This is a genomic window from Paraburkholderia sp. SG-MS1 (genome assembly GCF_012275575.1).
GTDB lineage: Bacteria > Pseudomonadota > Gammaproteobacteria > Burkholderiales > Burkholderiaceae > Paraburkholderia.
The window spans coordinates 1-19,797 of the sequence record NZ_NPIH01000196.1; the positions used below are offsets into that span (position 1 = coordinate 1).

The window sequence follows — 19,797 nt, forward strand, 5'->3', positions numbered from 1 at the left end:
GACATCTCGCTCGCCGCGCAAATCGATCCGCCGCTCACCACCATCGCGCAACCGATGCGCGAACTCGGCGAAACCGCCGCGCGGCTGCTTTTGCAGCGGCTCGCGAATCCGTTGGCGACCGTGCCGGGCGTGCTGCTGCCGCATCGGCTCGTGATTCGCGGGAGCGCGTGACATGAGCCTCGCGATCCGCTTCGACGACATCCGCAAAGACTTCGGGCCGGTGCGCGTGTTGCACGGCGTGAGTTTCGAACTTGCGCCGGGGCGCATCTACGGTCTGCTCGGCGAGAACGGTGCGGGCAAATCGACGCTGATGAAAATTCTCGCCGGCTATGAAACGGCGACCTCGGGCAGCGTGCTGGTCGACGGCCACGCGCAGCAGTTCGCCGGGTCGCGCGACGCGCAAGCGCTGGGCATCGTGCTGATCCACCAGGAGTTCAACCTGGCCGAGCATCTGACGATCGCGCAGAACATGTACCTCGGCCACGAGACGCGGCGCGGCTGGTTCGTCGACGACGCCGCGATGCGCGCCGAGGCCGCCCGCTATCTCGCGCAAGTCGGGCTGGAGAAAACGCCCGATACGAAGGTGCGCGAACTGATCGTCGCGGAAAAGCAGATGGTGGAGATCGCCAAGGCGCTGTCGCGCCGCGCGCGTCTGCTGATCATGGACGAGCCGACCGCGACGCTCACGCCGTCCGAAACCGAACGGCTCTTCACACTGATGGCGAAGCTCAAGGCCGATGGGGTGACGATCGTCTACATCTCGCACAAGCTCGACGAAGTGGAGCGCATCACCGACGAAGTAATCGTCATGCGCGACGGCCGCTTCGTCGCGCGCGGCGAAACGGCGGGGCTCGCGCGTCAGCAGATGGCGAACCTGATGGTCGGGCGCGAGCTGTCCGACATGTTCCCCGACAAGCTGACCGTTCCCGCCGACGCGCCGCTCGCGCTGAAGGTGGAAGGGCTCGCGGTGCCCGATTGGGTCGAGGACCTGAGCTTCGACGTGCGCGCGGGCGAGGTGCTGGGCTTTGCGGGGCTGGTCGGCGCGGGCCGTACCGAGGCGTTCGAGGCGATCATCGGCTTGCGCAAGCGCACGGCGGGGCGCATCGAAATCGCGGGACAGCGCGCCGATCTGAAGAGCCCGCGCCACGCGATGCGCCACGGCCTCACGTATCTCAGCGAGGATCGCAAGGGCAAAGGGCTGCACGTGAACCTGAGCCTGCAGGACAACGTCACGTTGATGACGCTCGAACGCTACACGCATCCCTTATTGGACTTGAAAGCGGGGCGCGCGGCATTGACAAAGGCGGTCGGCGAATTCGGCATCCGCACCGGCGACCTGTCGAGTCGCGCGCGCATGCTGTCCGGCGGCAATCAGCAGAAGCTCGCGCTCGCCAAATTCCTGCAACCTGAGCCGAACGTGATCGTGCTCGACGAGCCCACGCGCGGCGTTGACGTCGGCGCGAAACGCGACATCTACTTCCTGATTCACCGGCTCGCCGCGCAAGGCCGCGCGGTGATCGTCATTTCATCCGAACTGATCGAGCTGATCGGCTTGTGCCACCGCGTCGCCGTGATGCGCGCGGGACGCCTGCAAGCCACGCTGACGCTCGACCATCTGACCGAAGAGGAGTTGATCGCCCATGCGACCGGCACCCACTGAAGCCGTGCAATCCGGCCGCGCGCTGCGTGTGGCTCATCGTCTGTATGCGCTCGGGCCGCTCGTCGGACTGATTCTGCTGTGCGTGACCGGCACGCTGCTGAACCGCGATTTCGCGACCGTCGACAACATGATGAACGTGCTCACGCGCACGTCGTTCATCGGCATCATCGCGGTCGGCATGACCTTCGTGATCATTTCGGGCGGCATCGATCTGTCGGTCGGTTCGATGGCCGCGCTGATCGCGGGCAGCATGATCTGGTTGATGAACGGGCTCGCGTCGGGCCCAGGCGGGCACACGTTCGCGCCGCTCGCGATCGTCACGATCGGCATCGTCGCGGCGCTGGTGCTGGGCGGGTTGTTCGGCTGCGCGCACGGGTTGCTGATCACCAAAGGACGCATCGAGCCGTTCATCGTCACGCTGGGTACGCTGGGGATTTTCCGCGCGGTGCTCACGTGGCTTGCCGACGGCGGTGCGCTGACTCTGGATAATTCGTTATCCGATCTATATGGACCGGTGTATTACGCAAGCCTGTTCGGCGTACCCGTGCCGATCTGGGTGTTCCTCGTGATGGCCGCGGGCGGCGCGCTGATCCTCAATCGCACCGCGTTTGGCCGGCATGTGCAGGCGATCGGCTCGAACGAACAGGTCGCACGCTATGCGGCGATTCGCGTCGATACCGTGAAGATCGTCACGTATGTGCTGCTCGGCATCTGCGTCGGCGTCGCCACCGTGCTCTATGTGCCGCGGCTCGGTTCGGCCACGCCGACCACGGGGCTCTTATGGGAGCTGGAGGCGATCGCGTCGGTGGTGGTCGGCGGCACCGCGCTCAAAGGTGGAGAAGGACGCGTGATCGGCACGGTGATCGGCGCGATTCTGCTCTCCGTGATCGCCAATATTCTGAATCTGACCAGCATCATCAGCGTGTATCTGAACGCCGCGGTTCAGGGCGTGGTGATTATTTTCGTCGCGTTCGTGCAGCGCGGACGGCGATAGTTTTAGTGCTTCAGGCTGCAATACCAGGCAATAGCGGGCAAAACCAGCAGGTCCAAAAATCGGGGCGCCGGAACGCCTCACCAACTGGATGGAGACACAACCATGAAACACGTCATTCGAGCGGTCGGCGCCGGCATGCTGGCGTTGGGGATACTGGGCGCAGCGGGCGTCGCGCGTGCCGATGAGAAAGTCACGCTGGGCGTCGCGATTCCGACAGCCGACCACGGCTTCACGGGCGGCATCGTCTGGTGGGCGAACAAGGCGAAAGCCGATCTGGAGAAAGCGCATCCGGATCTGAAGGTGATCGTCAAAACCGCAGCCGGCGCGCCCGAACAGGCCAATCAATTGCAGGACCTCGTGACGGTCAACAAGATCAACGCGCTGGTGATCTTCCCGTTCGAATCGGCATCGCTGACGCAGCCGGTCGCGCAGGTGAAGAAGAAGGGCGTGTACGTGACGGTGGTCGATCGCGGGCTGACCGACACCAGCGCGCAGGACGCGTACGTGGCGGGCGACAACACCGCGTTCGGCAAGATTCCCGCCGAGTTTCTGGCGAAGGAGTTGGGCGGCAAGGGCAACATCGTCGCGCTGCGCGGCATTCCGACCACGCTCGACAACGAACGCTGGGCCGCCTTCACCGGCGTGCTGAAGAACTATCCGGAGATCAAGATTCTCGACGGCAAGTACGCGAACTGGAATCGCGACGACGCGTTCAAGGTGATGCAGGACTACCTGACGCGCTTCAAGCACATCGACGCCGTCTGGGCCGCCGACGACGACATGGCGGTCGGCGTCATCAAGGCGATCGATCAGGCCAAGCGCACCGACATCAAGATCGTGTTCGGCGGCGCGGGTTCGAAGGGCATGGTGAAGAACGTGATGGACGGCGCGCCGATGATCAAGGCCGACGTGTCGTACTCACCGAAATTCATCTACGACGCGATCAAGCTCACCGCCGAAGCGCGTTTAAAGGGCGAGAAGCTGCCGGCGACGACGATCATTCCGTCTGTGCTGATCACGAAGGAAAATGCGCAGCAGTTCTATTTCCCGGACTCGCCGTTCTGAGCGTGAGTGCTGAGCCAGCGCGCTCGCCGTGATTTTGCCGTACATGCACGGCGAGCGCGTGATCGTTCGAGGAACCGTACGATGAAAACCATCAAAGGGCCGGCGATCTTTCTGGCCCAGTTCATGGGCGACGAGGTGCCGTTCGACAATCTCGCGCATCTGGCGGGCTGGGCTGCGGGTCTCGGCTTCAAGGGCATTCAGGTGCCGTGCGATGCGCGCCTGATCGATCTGGAACAGGCGGCCGCGAGCCAGGCCTATTGCGACGAGTTGCGCGAGACCGCCGACGATGCGGGCATGACGATCACCGAACTGTCGACGCATCTGCAAGGGCAACTGGTTGCCGTGCATCCGGCGTACGACACATTGTTCGACGGCTTCGCCGCGCCGCAGGTGCGCGGCGATCCGGCAGCGCGCACGCAGTGGGCGATCGACCAGCTGAAGCTCGCGGCGAAGGCGTCGCAGCGTTTGGGCCTGAGCACGCACGTGTCGTTTTCCGGCGCGCTGGCGTGGCCGTATCTGTACCCGTGGCCGCAGCGTCCGGCAGGCCTCGTCGAAGCGGCCTTCGATGAACTCGCGCGCCGCTGGACGCCGATTCTCAACGCGTTCGATGAGGCCGGCGTGGATGTCTGCTACGAATTGCATCCGGGCGAAGACCTGCACGACGGCGTTACGTTCGAGCGCTTTCTCGACGCGCTCGGGCAGCACGCGCGGGCGAACATCCTCTACGATCCGAGCCATTTCGTTTTGCAGCAGCTCGACTACCTGGCGTTCATCGACATCTATCACGAGCGCATCAAGGCGTTCCATGTGAAGGATGCGGAATTTCGGCCGAACGGCAAGCAGGGCGTGTATGGCGGATATAGCGGCTGGGTCGAACGGGCGGGGCGTTTCCGGTCGCTCGGCGACGGGCAGATCGACTTCGGCGCGATCTTCTCGAAGATGGCGCAATTCGATTTCCCGGGCTGGGCCGTGCTCGAATGGGAGTGCGCGCTGAAGCATCCGCACGACGGCGCGCGTGAAGGCGCGGAGTTCATTCGCCGGCACATCATTCGCGTGGCCGAGCATGCGTTTGATGATTTTGCCGGGAGTGGCGTGAATGATGCGCAGGTCAGGCGTGTGCTGGGCCTTTGATGGGGAGTAACGCGATGCCACACAGAAGGCTCAGATTGGGCATGGTCGGCGGCGGGCAGGGCGCGTTCATCGGCGCGGTGCATCGGATCGCCGCGCGGCTCGACGATCGTTTCGAACTGGTGGCGGGCGCGTTGTCGTCCGACCCGCGGCGCGCGCAGGCGAGCGCTGCCGAGGCGGGCGTCGCGCGCAGCTATACGGACTGGCGCGAGATGGCGCGCGCCGAAGCCGCCCGCGACGACGGCATCGACGCGGTCGCAATCGTCACGCCGAACCATCTGCATGCACCGGTGGCGACGGCGTTCCTCGACGCGGGCATCCACGTGATATGCGACAAGCCACTGGCGATTTCACTCGCCGAAGGCGAAGCGCTCGCGAAGCTCGCACGCGACAAGGGCAAGCTCTTCGCGCTGACGCACACATACTCCGGCTATCCCATGGTGCGTCATGCGCGCGAACTGGTCGAGCGCGGCGAGCTGGGCGAGATTCGCGTGGTGCAGGTCGAATACGCGCAGGACTGGCTGGCCGAGCCGGTCGAGACGGGGGGCGCGAACAAACAGGCGGGCTGGCGCACGGATCCGTCGCTGGCGGGACCGGCGGGCTGTCTCGGCGATATCGGCACGCATGCGTATCAGCTCGCGTCCTTCGTCACGGGGATGACACCGCGGGCGCTGTCGGCGGAGCTGCACACCTTCGTGCCGGGACGCCGCATCGACGATCACGTGCAGGCGATGCTGCGTTACGCGAACGGCGCGCGCGGCATGTTGTGGGCGAGCCAGGTGGCGAGCGGCGCGGAGAATGCGCTGCGTCTGCGGGTGTACGGAACGAAGGCCGGCCTCGCATTCGATCAGGAGCAGCCGAACGAATTGTGGTTCACGCCGCTAGGCGGGCTCGCGCAGCGGTTGACGCGAGGGCGGGTGCAAAGCGCGCTCGCCGCGCACGCGACGCGCGTGCCGTCGGGGCATCCCGAAGGTTATCTGGAAGCGTTCGCGCAGTTGTACAAGGATGCGGCGTTGCAAATCGAAGCGTTGGACCAAGGTCGCGCGTTGCCTGTGCAAAGTCTGCTACTCACGACGGTGGACGATGGCGTCGCGGGGCTGCGCTTCATCGATGCCGTGCTCGCGAGTAGCGCGGCGGATGGGCAGTGGCGCGAAATCGTAGGGACGTGAAGCGGAGGGGGCGCTTAGCCACCCTTACTTTTCTTGATCTGCTCTTCGAACGCGATATCGAGCTTACTCGCCTTGCGCGGCTTCTGCGGACCGTATGCGTCGACGAACTTGACGAAGTCGTCGAGCGTCAACGGGTCGGAGACTTTCTTGTCGGAGCCGCTCGATTTGTCGACCAGATAGAACAGGCCGCCGGACAGGCTGATCGCGGCAAACAGCGGATTGCCGCTGCGCGTTTTCAGCCGTTCGACGGCGTGGATGGCTCGGGTGGTGCGCATGGTGTGGGACTGCTGATCGGGGAGAGACTGCTACTTTAACAATTTCGCCGACGCCGCGCGGCAGGGCGTCGGCGGGCATCATCCGGATCTCTCTAGCGTCGATGTGCTTTGAGCGGTCAGGAAACGGAGCGGCTGGCCATATTCGTTCCCTTCGAGATGGATCTGATTTTTACCGCGCGCGCACTCTGATCGGGCAAGGTGACCGGAAGATGACGATGGTCAAGCTCCACGAAGTGATCAGCGGGTGGCTTGACAGCAGGCAGCCGTGACAGCGCAGCGCTTGCGATGAGTGCTACGGCCAGGCATCTTCCTTGGACCGACTCGTATCGTTGAAGAACAATCAACGAAGGCGCCCCGGATAACTTCGCGGCGCCGTATCGTGGACACCCATCCAAGTGACTTCCGGCTTTGCGAACTCCCGGGGGATAAATTCGCGCAAAAAATGCGAGGCATATTAAAAAAAATTGTCCTATGTTTACAAACGCGGACATGTGAACCGCGTTTTGAACCCTCCTCTTTCGTCGGTCATTCATACGTTACGAGGTAGCGGGCATTGATCGCTCTGGCAATTCGCCATCGAGGCGGCCTGTGACGAGCGCATAACCTTCATTGATTCCGCTTTACATGGCCGGAGGCCAAAAAGCCTGCTTCAGGCGAACGGTGCTACAGATTGCGGTGTAGTCAGCTGTCAGTTGAATAATCCATCGAGTTTCTGGATCAATAAGAGGGCGGGCAGGGCACTCTCACCGGCCATCAAGCGTCCGCTCTTCCAAATGACGGGAGGTGGGCATGTCCCAATCGGATGATGCAGCAAAGCCTGTAGCACGCAGGGCGTTCCTGAAAAACGTGGCGGTTGTCGGCGTAGCAACCGGATTTTCCGGGGTAGTAGGTGAAACGCTCGCGCAAACCAGTTCGACAAACTCAACCAGTCCGGCCTCAAAGCCCGCGTCGCCTTCGACCATTGCATTGAATAAGCAATACGCGGATTTTCTTTCTTTCGCTGACGCCCAGGATTTCGAAGACGCAAAGCGCGGCCTCATCGCCACGCTCCCCGAGCCGGTCATCATCAAGGGACAAGGCGAATTTCCGGCGTGGGACCTTCAGCAGTTCGCGTTTGTGAACGGCGGTCCGGAAAACAACGCTCCATCGACGGTCAATCCGAGCCTCTGGCGTAACGCCAAGCTGAACATGAATCACGGGCTTTACACGGTGGTCGATGGCATCTGGCAGGTGCGCGGCTATGACCTCTCCGTGATGAGCATTATTCGCGGAGATCACGGCTATATCGTCGTCGATCCGTTCATTACGACCGAAGTAGCCTCGGTGGTGTGGAAGCAGCTCGTCATCCCGCATCTCGGCGACAAGCCGATCACTCACGTCGTCTACACGCACAGCCATGTCGATCACTATGGCGGTGTGCGAGGCCTCGTCAGTGACGACGATCTGAAATCGGGCAAGGTGCAGATTGTGGCGCCGGTCGGTTTCACTGAAGCTGCGGTCGGCGAGAACATCATCGCCGGCAATGCAATGGGGCGCCGCGCCAGCTACATGTATGGCTCACTGCTACCGCGCAGCCCGACGGGGATTGTCGATGGTGGTCTGGGAAAGACGACTTCGGTCGGTACCATCACGCTCGCCGTGCCTTCCATGTTTGCGGAAAAGACCGGCCAGAAACTTACGCTTGACGGTGTGGACATTGAGGTTCTAATGGCGCCGGAATCGGAGGCGCCTTCAGAGTTCATGTTTTATCTGCCGAAGTTCAAGGCGTTCTGCGCGGCGGAAGATGCCACCCACACGCTGCACAATCTCTATACGTTGCGAGGCGCAAAGGTTCGTGACGCTCTGCTCTGGTCCAAGTACCTGCAAACGGCGCTCGACCTGCACGGTGACGATATGCAGGTCATCTTTGCCTCGCATTACTGGCCGACCTGGGGCAACGACCGAATCAACGCGTTCCTGCGTGCGCAACGCGACATGTATCGCTATCTGCACGACCAGGTCATGCGCATGGCCAACATGGGCCAGACGCCGCTTGAGATTGGTGAGGCCATCCGTTTGCCGGACAGCCTTGCAAAACACTGGTATTGCCGAAGCTACTACGGCACGGTCTATCACGACGCCGTTGCACAGTACAACCTGCGCCTTGGATTCTTCGACGGTGTCCCTGCAAATCTGCACCGGTTGCAGCCCACCGACAGCGGCAAGCGCTATGTCGAGTACATGGGTGGAGCGGCTGCCGTTCTGCGAAGGGCGCACGATTCGTATAACCAGGGCGACTACCGTTGGGTCGCGGAAGTCGTCAACCACGTGGTGTTCGCAGACCCGCAAAATACGGCTGCGAAACAACTGCTGGCGGACGCCTATGAACAGCTAGGCTACCAGTCGGAGTCTGCGCCCTGGCGCAACTTCTATCTGACGGGAGCCATGGAATTGCGCAACGGCGTCAGGAAGGGACAGGCGCCCGCGCCGCAGAGCCCGGATACCATCCAGGCCATGCCGCTCGACATGTTCCTTGATTACCTAGGTATCCGGCTTAATGCTGAGCGCGCGAACGGTAAAACGGCGTCGTTCAATCTTGTGCTGACCGATACGAAGGAAAACTGCGTGCTGGGGGTCGAGAACAGCGCGTTGCACTATTCAAAGGACCGAACCTCGAAATCAGCGGACGCGACGGTCACCATGACGCGCGCGGACCTCAACAGCATCATGATGGGACAAACCAACATGCAGAAGCTGGTGATGGCAGGCAGCGCCAAGATCGACGGCAATAGTCAGAAGCTCGGCGAGTTCGTCTCATGGCTCGACAATTTCGATTTCTGGTTCAATATCGTCACGCCTTGAGGCTAGCCATGTGCGCAATCTGCAACTTCAACATCGATTTCGGGGTCGGCCATCCGTTTGCGCTGACGGTCGCAGTGTCGACCCGAAATGCAATCGAGGCCGGACTCATCGAGCCGATCGATGCCACGCAAGGCGCGCTCTCCGCGGCGCGAATGCGAATGTCCTCCGTCGAAGCGATGAACCTGCTTCAGGCGCGCATAGAGGAGACTCATAGTGAAGACGCGCTTCTGGCGCTCCCGGACTTCTATGTGTTGCTCATCGAGAATGACACGTGGGGGTTTTTTCATGCGACCACAAATGGCTTCGACCCGGACATCGTTCCCGAGATGCCTGACGTAACGACCACGGACGAAGCGAAGCGCGGCAACATCGTCCTCACGTCCGAGGCCTGCTTGCGAGCGTGGCTGGATTACCGTTTTGATATCGAAAAAGCGTTGCGCGAATCGCTGTTCATGATCGACGCGTCTGCTAACGCGAACGTGTCGCTGACGCAAATGCTCACGATGGCGGAGTCGACGGTCACCGACAGTTACTGATCCGTCCGGCGGGCAGCGAGGAACACATCATGAGTACGCTGACAAACAAGATCAAGCATGAATTCATGAAAGCGCTTCCGCCGACAATCTTCTTTTTCATCATCCTTCACATTGTCGCGATCGTCAGGGCGCTCATGATCAGAGGCTCGGGTATCTCGCTGCCTACGTCGACTTCGGTGCTCGTCGCGTCATTGATATTGGGTAAATCGGTTCTGGTTGCAGACATGTTGCCGTTCATCAATCGCTTCCCCGACAAGCCGCTTGTCTGGAACGTCGGCTGGAAGACGCTGATGTATGCGACCGTCGCGCTCATCGTTCATTACCTTGAGCGGCTCTATGACTACTGGAAGGAAACGCCCAGTCTCATCGCGGCCAATGCGCAACTCTGGGCCGATGTCAGTTGGCCTCGCTTTTGGGCCGTCCAGATCCTCCTCGCAACGCTGATCTTTATGTATTGCGTCATCGCCGAACTTGCGCGGGTGATCGGCCGAAAAACGCTGAGCGCGATTTTCTTCGGGCCGGTACCTAAAGGCCCGAATGAACAAACTTGTATGAACCGCCCGTGGAGAGCCACTGGCACGTCGCATTGAAAGGCCGCGCCGCGGACGGTCCTGACAGGGAGATATCGAATGGCAGCGTTCGTAGCCTGTTCGCGCTTCAAGTTGATCGCGACGATCGGCTTGTTGGCCGACAGGTTCGAATCGAGATCGACGAGCCGAGGAATCTTCGCCATCCGGACTTGCGCGGCCTCCGGGAGCCGCCGCAGTTCGCGATGTCGTCGCCCTGCAAGCTCCACTGGCTCGCCTTGGTGCCGCCCGATGCGTCCGGCAGGCCGAGTTCGGTCATCGGGATGTCCCCATCGCCGCCTGCACGGGCGTATCCGCGTGCTTACTGGCTCAGATAAACAAACTTGCCGTTCTTGATGGTGCCCATCACGCTAGCGCGCTGATCCAGACCGACGTGGTCCTTCGGGCTCGTGTTCACCACACCGTTCGGCACCACCAGTTCATGCGCGTGCTCCAACTCGTCGCGCAACGCGACGCGAAACGCCGGCGTGCCCGGCTGCGCCGTCTTCAGCGCGCGCGCTACCGCGTCCTGCAAACGCGGATACACGCCTGCCGCGTCGCCCGCGAACTGGGTCACGCTGCCTGCGCCATACTTCGCTTCATACTCGTTGGTGAAGGCGAGCGCCGCTTTCTTCGCCGGATGATCGGCCGGCAGCGTGCGCGCGACCACCACCGGCTGGGTCGGAAACAGCGTGCCTTCGACGTCCTTGCCGCCCAGCTTGATGAACTCGGGTGTGGCGATGCCGTGCGTCTGGTAAATCGGCCCCTTGTAGCCGCGTTCGATCAGCGTGCGCTGCGGCAGCACCGTCGGCGTGCCGGCACCGGCGACCAGGATTGCATCGGGCTTCGCGGCCATCAGCTTGAGAATCTGCCCAGTGACGCTCGCGTCCGTGCGGTTATAGCGCTCGGTCGCAACCAGCTGGAGATGGCGCAGCGCCGCGAACTTGCTGAACTCGTTGAGCCAGCTCTCGCCGTAGCCGTCCGCGAAACCGATGAAGCCCACCGTCTTCACGTTGTGATTGGCCATGTAGCGCGTCATCACGTCGGCCATCGCGCTGTCGGTCTGCGCCATCTTGTAGGCCCACACCTTCTTGCCTTCCTGCGGCTCGACGACGCTGGCCGAGCCGATCAGCGTGATCATCGGCGTCTGGCTTTCGGCGACCGGATCGAGCGCGGCCATTGCGGCCGGCGTGATGTTCGGGCCGACGATCACGTCCACGTGGTCCTCGTTGATCAGCTTGCGGATGTTGCGCACGGCAACGCCCGGGTCGGATGCGTCGTCGAGGAAGATGTAGTCGGCTTTCTGGCCGGCGATCGTCGCCGGCCACATCAGCATCGCGTTCTTGCTGGTGATGCCGATCACGGCCGCCGGGCCGGTGCTCGACAGATCGATGCCGACCTTGAGGTCGGCATGGGCTGCGGTGGCGAGCAACAGCGCGCCGAGAGCGGCGATGCCGCGAAGTTTGTTTTTATGCGACTTCATCGGGGAGGGTCTCCGTGGCAGGAAGCGGGGTGATATCAAAGTTCGTAGGTTTCGTGCTCGCCCTTGAGCGCCTGTTCGATCAGCTTGCGGTTCATGCTCGGCGACAGCAGCTCGACGAGCGTGTACACGTAGCTGCGCAGATAGGCGCCCTGTTTGAGCGCGACGCGCGTCACGTTGCTGCCGAACAGGTGGCCGACCGGCATCGCGCGCAAATGGCGGTCGCGCTCGGCGTTGAACGCGATATCCGCCATGATGCCGACGCCGAGGCCCAGTTCCACGTAGGTCTTGATCACGTCGGCGTCGATCGCCTCCAGCACGATGTCCGGATGCAGCCCGCGCAGACGGAACGCCTCGTTGATCTTGGTGCGGCCGGCGAACGCGTTGTCGTACGTAATCAGCGGATACTGGGTCAGATCATCCAGCGCCAAAAGTTTGCGCTCAAGCAGCGGATGATCCGGCTGCATGACCGCGATGTGGTGCCACTGGAAGCAGGGCAGCGACACCAGTTCCTTATAGTTGGCGATTGCTTCGGTGGCGATCGCAAGATCGGCCTGGTCGTGCAGCACCATCTCGGCGACCTGGGTCGGGCTGCCTTGCAGGATTGAAAGGTGGACCTTGGGGAAGCGTTTTTTGAACTCTGCGATCGCGGCCGGCAGCGAGTACCGCGCCTGGGTATGGGTCGCCGCGATGACGAGATTGCCCTGATCCTGCGCCGCGTAATCTTTACCGACGCGCTTTAAGCTCTCGACTTCCTGCAGGATCTTCTCGACCGACTGCAGGATGATGCGTCCCGGCTCGGTCAGCGAGCGTACGCGCTTGCCGTGCCGCGTGAAGATTTCGACGCCGAGTTCGTCCTCGAGCTCGATGATCGCCTTGGAAACGCCCGGCTGGCTGGTGAACAGCGCCTTGGCAGCTTCGGTGAGGTTGAAGTTCTGCCGCACAGCCTCGCGGACGAAGCGGAATTGATGCAGGTTCATATATAACCTCTCCGCATATAAAAAGAATTTTTTAGTCGTTTGAAATATAAGGCGAGTTTATTACGATCTGTCCATCTTTTTCAATATGGATATCTGTATTTGTCATAAGCAAATGAGAGATGGGTCTAAACCCTCGTTTGCGGTTGCTGACTAACACGGATATTCAAGGCACGGCGGAACCGGACCGCCGTGTGTCTCGCAAGTTACGAAAAATTGGGGTCCCCGAATGTACCAATACGATCAGTACGACCAGACCATCGTCGATGAACGGGTCGCGCAATACGCCGATCAGGTTCGCCGCCGCTTGTCGGGCGAATTGAGCGAAGAGGAGTTTCGTCCGCTGCGCCTGCAGAACGGCCTGTACTACCAGCGCCACGCATACATGCACCGTATCGCGATTCCGTACGGCAACCTGCGCAGCGACCAGATGCGCGTGCTCGCGCAGATCGCACGTGAACACGACCGCGGCTATGGCCATTTCTCGACGCGCTCGAACATCCAGTACAACTGGATCAAGCTCGAAGAAACGCCGGAAATCCTGCGCAAGCTCGCCGCAGTGCAAATGCACGGCATTCAGACCTCGGGCAACTGCATTCGCAACATCACCGCCGACCAGTTCGCGGGCGTCGCGCCCGACGAAGTGGTCGATCCGCGTCCGTGGGCGGAAATCCTGCGCCAATGGTCGACGTTTCACCCGGAATTCGCGTGGCTGCCGCGTAAGTTCAAGATCGCCGTGTCGGGGTCGAAGGAAGACCGCGCCGCCGTGCAGATTCACGACATGGGCGTGTATCTGAAGAAGAACGAGCAGGGCGAACTGGTGGTCGACATCCTGGCCGGCGGCGGCATGGGCCGTACGCCGATCATCGGCGCGATCATCCGCAAGGATTTGCCGTGGCAACATCTGCTGACGTACTGCGAAGCCGTGCTGCGCGTGTACAACCGCTATGGCCGCCGCGACAACATGTACAAGGCGCGCATCAAGATTCTCGTGAAGGCGTTGAGCCCGGAGAAATTCTCGGCGCAGGTCGAAGAAGAATGGCAGCACCTGAAGGACGGCCCGTCGACGCTCACGCAAGCCGAAGTGGATCGCGTGGTCCAATACTTCCAGCCGCCTGTCTACGAGAAGCTGCCGGACACCGACGCGTCGTTCGAAAACCATCTGCTGGAAAACCGCGCGTTCGCGCGCTGGGTCGAGCGTAACGTGCGGCCGCACAAGGTGTCGGGCTACTCGTCGGTGACGCTGTCGCTGAAGCCGACCACGATCGCCCCGGGCGACGCGACGGACGTGCAGATGGAAGCGGTCGCCGATTGGGCCGACGAGTATTCGCTCGGCGAAATCCGCGTGTCGCACGAGCAGAACCTGATCCTTGCCAACGTCAAGAAGCGCGATCTGTTCGCGCTGTGGGAAAAGGCCAAGGCGCAAGGTTTCGCGACGCCGAACATCGGCTTGCTGACCGACATCATCGCGTGCCCGGGCGGTGACTTCTGCTCGCTCGCGAATGCGAAGTCGATCCCGATCGCACTGGCCATCCAGGAACGCTTCAACGATCTCGACTACGTGTACGACCTCGGCGACGTGTCGCTGAACATCTCGGGCTGCATCAACGCGTGCGGTCACCACCACGTCGGCAACATCGGCATTCTGGGCGTCGACAAGGACGGCTCGGAGTGGTATCAGGTGACGCTCGGCGGCGAGCAGGGCACGGGCGCGACAGGCGCGCACCTCGGCCGCGTGATCGGCCCGTCGTTCTCGGCGGAAGAAATGCCGGACGTGATGAGCAAGGTGATCGACACCTTCGTGGAAAACCGCCACGAGGGCGAGCGCTTCATCGAAACGTACAACCGCATCGGCATCACCCCGTTCAAGGAACGTGTGTACGCCTCGCGTCAACCGGCTCACGCGTAACCGCGAAAAGGATACTGAACAGATGGCTTCTATCATCAAGAACCGCGCAATCGTCAACGATGACTGGACCGTTGTGCGTCCGGCGGAAGACGGCGCGCTGCCTGCGGTGAACGAATTGCCGGCCGGCAAAGTGCTGGTGCCGCTCGCGCTGTGGCAGGCCGAACGTGAAGCGCTCGCTGCGTCGCGCAGTGCCGCCGAGATCGGCGTGTGGCTCGCGCCGGACAGCGAACCGGCGGATATCGTCGCCGACTTCGACAAGATTGCGCTGATCGCCGTGGATTTCCCGGTGTTCCGCGACGGCCGCGGCTACAGCATCGGCCGCCTGCTGCGCGAGCGTTATGGCTACAAGGGCGAACTGCGCGCGATCGGCGACGTGCTGCGCGACCAGATCACGTTCATGTTCCGTTGCGGCTTCGACGCGTATGCACTGCGCGCGGACAAGGACTTCGACGACGCGCTCAAAGCATTCGACGAATTCAGCTTCAACTATCAGGGCGCGGTGAATTCGTCGCCGCTGTTCCGCCGCCGCGAGGCGGGCGAACTGCAAAAGGCGTCGGCATGACCGGCGCACACACGCTCACGCCGGAACTCGCTGCGAAGGTCGAGCGCCTCGATGCGCTGCTCGACTCGATCGCCGCGCGTCACGCGAACGTGAAGCTTGCCAGCAGCCTCGCAGCGGAAGACATGCTGCTCACGCACGCGATCCTCTCGCGCGGCGTGAGGATCGGCATCTTCTCGCTGAACACGGGCCGTCTGCATGCGGAAACGCTCGGTATGCTCGATCGCGTGAAAGAGCGCTATGGCTACGAGATCGAACAGTTTCATCCGCAAGCGGCGGCAGTCGAGGAATACATCGGCTCGTACGGTTTGAACGCGTTTTACGAAAGCGTCGATCTGCGCAAGCGCTGCTGCGAGATTCGCAAAGTCGAGCCGTTGAATCGCGCGCTGTCTGATGTCAGCGCCTGGGTGACGGGCCAGCGCCGTGAACAGTCGGTGACGCGTGCCGAACTGCATGCGGAAGAGCACGATGCCGCGCGCAACATCGCCAAGTTCAATCCGCTGACGGACTGGACCGAAGCAGAGGTGTGGGATTACCTCAAAGCGTTCGACGTGCCGGTCAATCCGCTGCATGCGCGCGGTTATCCGAGCATCGGCTGCGAGCCGTGCACGCGCGCGATCCGTCCCGGCGAGGACAGCCGCGCAGGGCGCTGGTGGTGGGAGTCGCGTGATACGAAGGAATGCGGCCTGCACATCACGACGATTACCCCGATAGCGGTCGAACGCGGCGAAAACGCTTCGGTCTGATATCTCGCTACACTAAGGGCAGGCTCCCGGTTTGAACGGGTTGAACGCCGCCCGGATCGATTTGAATACTTGTGCTCCGGCGGGCAACCGCTCGCCGGGCAATCAACGAAGGACCCGACATGAGCACCACGCTCGATTCCACTGTGAACGCTCCGCTTACCAACACGGCGAACCGTATGGATCACCTCGACTGGCTCGAAGCCGAGTCGATCCACATCCTGCGCGAACTGGTCGCCGAATGCAGCAAGCCCGCACTGTTGTTCTCGGGCGGCAAGGACTCGGTCGTGGTGTTGCACCTCGCGCTGAAGGCCTTCGGCATCGGCGCGAATCGCAAGACCGTGCTGCCCTTCCCGCTCGTGCATATCGACACCGGCCACAACTACGACGAAGTGATCGACTTTCGCGATCGCCGCGCGCAAGAGATTGGCGCAGAGCTGGTGGTGGGCCACGTCGAAGATTCGATCAAGCGCGGCACCGTGCGTCTGCGTCGCGAAACGGATTCGCGCAACGCCGCGCAAGCGGTGACGCTGCTCGAAACCATCGAACAGTACGGCTATACCGCGCTGATCGGCGGTGCGCGCCGCGACGAAGAGAAGGCCCGCGCGAAAGAACGCATCTTCTCGTTCCGCGACGAGTTCGGTCAATGGGACCCGAAGGCGCAACGCCCGGAACTGTGGAGCCTGTACAACGCGCGTCTGCATAACGGCGAACATCTGCGCGTGTTCCCGATCTCGAACTGGACCGAACTCGACGTGTGGCAGTACATCGCTCGCGAACAGCTCGAATTGCCGTCGATCTACTACGCGCACCAGCGCGAGATCGTGCGCCGCAACGGCCTGCTCGTGCCGGTCACGCCACTTACGCCGATGCGTGAAGGCGAAGTCAGCGAAAACGCGCAGGTGCGTTTCCGCACGGTCGGCGACATCAGCTGCACGTGCCCGGTGGAAAGCGATGCGGACGATATCGAGAAGATCATCGCCGAAACGGCCGTGACCGAAATCACGGAGCGCGGCGCGACGCGGATGGACGATCAGGTCTCCGAAGCCGCGATGGAACAGCGTAAGAAGCAAGGTTATTTCTAAGCACACGAGGTAAGACAATCATGAGCAGTATTCACCAACCAGAAGACCTCGGCGTGCTGCGTTTCATCACTGCGGGTAGCGTCGACGACGGCAAGAGCACGTTGATCGGCCGCCTGCTGTACGACAGTAAGGCTGTGCTGTCCGACCAGCTCTCGGCGCTGTCGCGCGCGAAGAACAAGCGCACCGTCGGTGATGAAATCGATCTGTCGCTGCTGACCGACGGCCTCGAAGCCGAACGCGAGCAGGGCATCACGATCGACGTCGCATACCGTTACTTCGCTACCGCTAAGCGCAAGTTCATCATCGCCGACACCCCGGGCCACGAGCAGTACACGCGCAACATGGTGACGGGTGCGTCGACCGCGCATGCGGCGATCATTCTCGTCGACGCGACGCGCGTGACGTTCGTCGACGGCGTCGCGCAATTGCTGCCGCAAACCAAGCGTCATAGCGCGATCGTCAAGCTGCTCGGTTTGCAGCATGCAATCGTCGCGATCAACAAGATGGATCTGGTCGACTACAGCGAGCAGCGCTTCAACGAGATTCGCGACGCGTATGTCGAACTCGCGCGCCAACTGGGTCTCGCCGATGTGCGCTTCGTGCCGGTGTCGGCGCTCAAGGGCGACAACATCGTAACGGCGAGCGAAAGCATGCCGTGGTATGCGGGCGAACCGCTGCTGGACCTGCTCGAAGCGCTACCGGTCGAAGTGCCGACTGGCCAGGCGCTGCGTTTCCCTGTGCAATGGGTGGCGCGCCAGGACGGCAGCCAGGCCGACGATTTTCGCGGCTACATGGGCCGTGTCGAAGCGGGCGAAGCGAAGCTCGGCGACACGATCGTCGTATTGCCGGCCAACCGCGAAGCAACGGTTGCCGAGATCATCGCGCCGGTGGTGGGCGGCACGGCAGCAGTGGATCGCGCGTTCGCGGGCCAGACGGTGACGATCCGTCTTGCGGAAGACGTCGACGTGTCGCGCGGCGACACCTTCGTGCTGCGTGAAGCGGCGCCGGAACCGGCGAAGAAGCTCGAAGCCGACCTGTGCTGGTTCGACGACACGCCGCTGTCGACGCAACGCAAGTATCTGTTGAAGCAGACCACCAACACGGTGTTCGCGCGAATCGGTGCGATCAAGGAAGTGCTCGACGTGCATACGCTGTCGCAGGCGACCGATCGCAAGGAACTCGCGATGAACGATATCGGCCGCGTTGCGCTGACGTTGCAGAAGCCACTGGTGTGCGATGTGTACGACTCGCATCAGGGCACGGGCGCATTCGTGCTGATCGACGAAGCGACCCACCACACCGTCGCGGCCGGGATGATCCGGGCGTTTTCGGCGTAGGCGGCGAGGGGCGGCCGGCGGCGCGATGCAGCGTTGCGCTGTGATGCAATGCGTCATACCGCGGCGCTCGCACCCTAACCAACAGGTTGATGCAAATGGGTAAGGTTTATCTGATCGGCGCGGGACCGGGAGCGGCGGACCTGATTACGGTGCGCGGCGCGCGGCTTCTCGGCGCCGCCGATGTCGTGCTGCACGACGCGCTGGTCGAGCCGGCCATGCTCGACTACGCGCCTTCGCACGCAAAGCGGATTGCGGTGGGCAAGCGTTGCGGGCAATTGTCGACGGCTCAGCAGTTCATCAACAAGCAGATCGTCGATGCCGCTTTGGAGCACGAGGTAGTGGTGCGTCTGAAGGGCGGCGATCCGATGCTGTTTGGCCGGGCCGATGAAGAAATGCGCGCGCTGGAAGCGGCGGGCATCGAGTATGAGGTGGTGCCCGGGATTACCGCGGCGCTCGCAAGTGCGGCTTCGCTGAAGCGTTCGTTGACGCTAAGAGGCGTGTCGCGCAGTGTGGCGCTGGCGACGTTCAGCCGTGCGCCCGGGTCCGATGAGATTCGCGAGCAGGTGAATGCGGATTCACTCGTGTTTTACATGGGCCGTGATAGCGGGGTGGAAATCGCGCAACAACTGATCGATGCGGGGAAGCCAGTCACGACGCCGGTCGCGATCGTCGAGGCTTGCAGCACGGCGCGCGAGCGGATGCTGACGCTGACGCTCGAGGACCTGGCTGCGGGTGAGGCGCAACAGTGGGTGGATGCCTCGCAACCGAGTTTGCTGATGATCGGCGAGGCGTTTGCTGAGCGGCGGCAGACGGAGGTTCGGATCGTGGATGGAATGTTGGTGGCGGCTTAGGTTTCTCTTGCCCGAGCGGCCGGAGTGACCGGCGTTCGGCGACATCGCTTGCTTGCTACGGGAAAGGCGCATTGATTGCGCCTTTTTTCACGTCTGGGGCACGGTGCAGCGAGGCGGGGTCAATGTGCTGTAGCGTTGGACCTTGGAGTGGTTTTGAAGCGAGCCTGCTTGATCTGCACGGCCTTGGAGGCGCTGATCCGCTTGCGACGCTCTGATGCAGCCCTTGCCGCTTTTGCCAGGAGGCTTATTGCGCGGCGGGCGGTGATTCGGCTTTGCGGGATTCCCTTCGCATCCAGTGCGATGACCCGGTACAACTCGAGGTCGGTCTCTACTTCTCGCTGGTAATCCTCGCCGGTATCGATCAATAGTCCCAGCAGTCTCCGCTGGCGGGACCTTTCGTCACGCGTCAGAGGGGGGCTTCTGTAGATCGATGCTGCGAGAGTGACCAGCTTGTCCAACTGGCTTATTTGTCGTTCGATGAGTCCGAAAGCGGATAGCGCGAGTTTTTCGTATTGGAGAGCGTCGACAGGTGGGCGCGAGGCGGTTCCAAAATGCTTGGCGAATTTACTCATGTGCGTTCTCCCTGAAACTTGACTGGATCACCCGACACTCGCATGCAAGG

Annotated in this window: 19 protein-coding genes; 15 read left to right on the top strand and 4 right to left on the bottom strand. The window is 62.0% G+C overall.

Features of this window, described 5'->3' with window-relative positions:
• The 6 genes from CIC12_RS14950 to CIC12_RS14975 all read left to right on the top strand — a co-directional run.
• Positions 1 to 171, top strand: a 171-nt coding sequence (locus tag CIC12_RS14950; RefSeq protein ID WP_168664866.1) for a substrate-binding domain-containing protein, incomplete at its 5' end; no start/stop codon positions are given.
• 1 nt (position 172) lies between these two features.
• On the top strand, positions 173 to 1,660 hold the full coding sequence (locus CIC12_RS14955) for a sugar ABC transporter ATP-binding protein (RefSeq protein ID WP_168664867.1): 1,488 nt from the start codon (positions 173 to 175) through the stop codon (positions 1,658 to 1,660).
• Positions 1,641 to 2,654, top strand: a complete 1,014-nt coding sequence (locus CIC12_RS14960) for an ABC transporter permease (RefSeq protein WP_168664868.1) — start codon at positions 1,641 to 1,643, stop codon at positions 2,652 to 2,654. The genes CIC12_RS14955 and CIC12_RS14960 overlap by 20 nt, the downstream gene beginning before the upstream one ends.
• 102 nt (positions 2,655 to 2,756) lie before the next feature.
• Positions 2,757 to 3,719, top strand: coding sequence for a substrate-binding domain-containing protein (locus tag CIC12_RS14965; RefSeq protein ID WP_168664869.1), 963 nt, complete (start codon positions 2,757 to 2,759; stop codon positions 3,717 to 3,719).
• An 81-nt stretch (positions 3,720 to 3,800) separates the two neighbouring features.
• Complete coding sequence (locus CIC12_RS14970) at positions 3,801 to 4,850, top strand: sugar phosphate isomerase/epimerase family protein (protein WP_168664870.1); 1,050 nt, start codon at positions 3,801 to 3,803, stop codon at positions 4,848 to 4,850.
• Positions 4,851 to 4,864: 14 nt separating this feature from the next.
• A complete protein-coding gene (locus CIC12_RS14975) occupies positions 4,865 to 6,016 on the top strand; it encodes a Gfo/Idh/MocA family protein (protein ID WP_168664871.1) in 1,152 nt (383 codons plus the stop codon).
• Between the two features lie 14 nt (positions 6,017 to 6,030).
• Here the strand turns inward: CIC12_RS14975 and CIC12_RS14980 are convergent, their stop codons facing one another.
• Complete coding sequence (locus CIC12_RS14980) at positions 6,031 to 6,291, bottom strand: hypothetical protein (RefSeq protein ID WP_168664872.1); 261 nt, start codon at positions 6,289 to 6,291, stop codon at positions 6,031 to 6,033.
• Between the two features lie 789 nt (positions 6,292 to 7,080).
• On the opposite strand from CIC12_RS14980, the gene CIC12_RS14985 reads away from it, so the two are divergent.
• The 3 genes from CIC12_RS14985 to CIC12_RS14995 are packed head-to-tail and all read left to right on the top strand — an operon-like array spanning position 7,081 to position 10,258.
• Positions 7,081 to 9,132, top strand: a complete 2,052-nt coding sequence (locus CIC12_RS14985) for an alkyl/aryl-sulfatase (protein WP_168664873.1) — start codon at positions 7,081 to 7,083, stop codon at positions 9,130 to 9,132.
• An 8-nt stretch (positions 9,133 to 9,140) separates the two neighbouring features.
• Positions 9,141 to 9,668, top strand: coding sequence for a hypothetical protein (locus CIC12_RS14990; protein WP_168664874.1), 528 nt, complete (start codon positions 9,141 to 9,143; stop codon positions 9,666 to 9,668).
• 29 nt (positions 9,669 to 9,697) lie between these two features.
• Positions 9,698 to 10,258, top strand: coding sequence for a hypothetical protein (locus CIC12_RS14995; RefSeq protein WP_168664875.1), 561 nt, complete (start codon positions 9,698 to 9,700; stop codon positions 10,256 to 10,258).
• Positions 10,259 to 10,556: 298 nt separating this feature from the next.
• On the opposite strand, the gene CIC12_RS15005 is transcribed toward CIC12_RS14995, so the two are convergent.
• Positions 10,557 to 11,717: an ABC transporter substrate-binding protein gene (locus CIC12_RS15005; RefSeq protein WP_168664877.1), complete on the bottom strand. Its 1,161-nt coding sequence runs from the start codon at positions 11,715 to 11,717 to the stop codon at positions 10,557 to 10,559.
• A gap of 35 nt (positions 11,718 to 11,752) precedes the next feature.
• The gene (locus CIC12_RS15010; protein WP_168664878.1) at positions 11,753 to 12,694 is read right to left on the bottom strand and encodes a CysB family HTH-type transcriptional regulator; all 942 of its coding nucleotides are present in this window, start codon (positions 12,692 to 12,694) and stop codon (positions 11,753 to 11,755) included.
• Positions 12,695 to 12,920: 226 nt separating this feature from the next.
• Between CIC12_RS15010 and CIC12_RS15015 the strand changes: the two genes are divergently transcribed.
• The 6 genes from CIC12_RS15015 to cobA all read left to right on the top strand — a co-directional run bounded on the left by CIC12_RS15015 (position 12,921) and on the right by cobA (position 19,175).
• Entirely contained in the window at positions 12,921 to 14,600 is a 1,680-nt protein-coding gene (locus tag CIC12_RS15015; protein WP_168664879.1) for a nitrite/sulfite reductase, read from the top strand.
• Between the two features lie 22 nt (positions 14,601 to 14,622).
• The gene (locus CIC12_RS15020) at positions 14,623 to 15,162 is read left to right on the top strand and encodes a DUF934 domain-containing protein (RefSeq protein WP_168664880.1); all 540 of its coding nucleotides are present in this window, start codon (positions 14,623 to 14,625) and stop codon (positions 15,160 to 15,162) included.
• Complete coding sequence (locus tag CIC12_RS15025) at positions 15,159 to 15,905, top strand: phosphoadenylyl-sulfate reductase (RefSeq protein WP_168664881.1); 747 nt, start codon at positions 15,159 to 15,161, stop codon at positions 15,903 to 15,905. Before CIC12_RS15020 ends, CIC12_RS15025 begins: the two co-directional genes overlap by 4 nt.
• 119 nt (positions 15,906 to 16,024) lie before the next feature.
• Positions 16,025 to 16,987, top strand: coding sequence for a sulfate adenylyltransferase subunit CysD (gene cysD, locus CIC12_RS15030; protein WP_168664882.1), 963 nt, complete (start codon positions 16,025 to 16,027; stop codon positions 16,985 to 16,987).
• A 20-nt stretch (positions 16,988 to 17,007) separates the two neighbouring features.
• Complete coding sequence (locus CIC12_RS15035) at positions 17,008 to 18,324, top strand: sulfate adenylyltransferase subunit 1 (RefSeq protein WP_168664883.1); 1,317 nt, start codon at positions 17,008 to 17,010, stop codon at positions 18,322 to 18,324.
• A gap of 95 nt (positions 18,325 to 18,419) precedes the next feature.
• On the top strand, positions 18,420 to 19,175 hold the full coding sequence (gene cobA, locus CIC12_RS15040; RefSeq protein WP_168664884.1) for a uroporphyrinogen-III C-methyltransferase: 756 nt from the start codon (positions 18,420 to 18,422) through the stop codon (positions 19,173 to 19,175).
• A 119-nt stretch (positions 19,176 to 19,294) separates the two neighbouring features.
• Here the strand turns inward: cobA and CIC12_RS15045 are convergent, their stop codons facing one another.
• The gene (locus CIC12_RS15045; protein WP_168664885.1) at positions 19,295 to 19,747 is read right to left on the bottom strand and encodes a hypothetical protein; all 453 of its coding nucleotides are present in this window, start codon (positions 19,745 to 19,747) and stop codon (positions 19,295 to 19,297) included.
• Between the last annotated feature and the right edge of the window lie 50 nt (positions 19,748 to 19,797).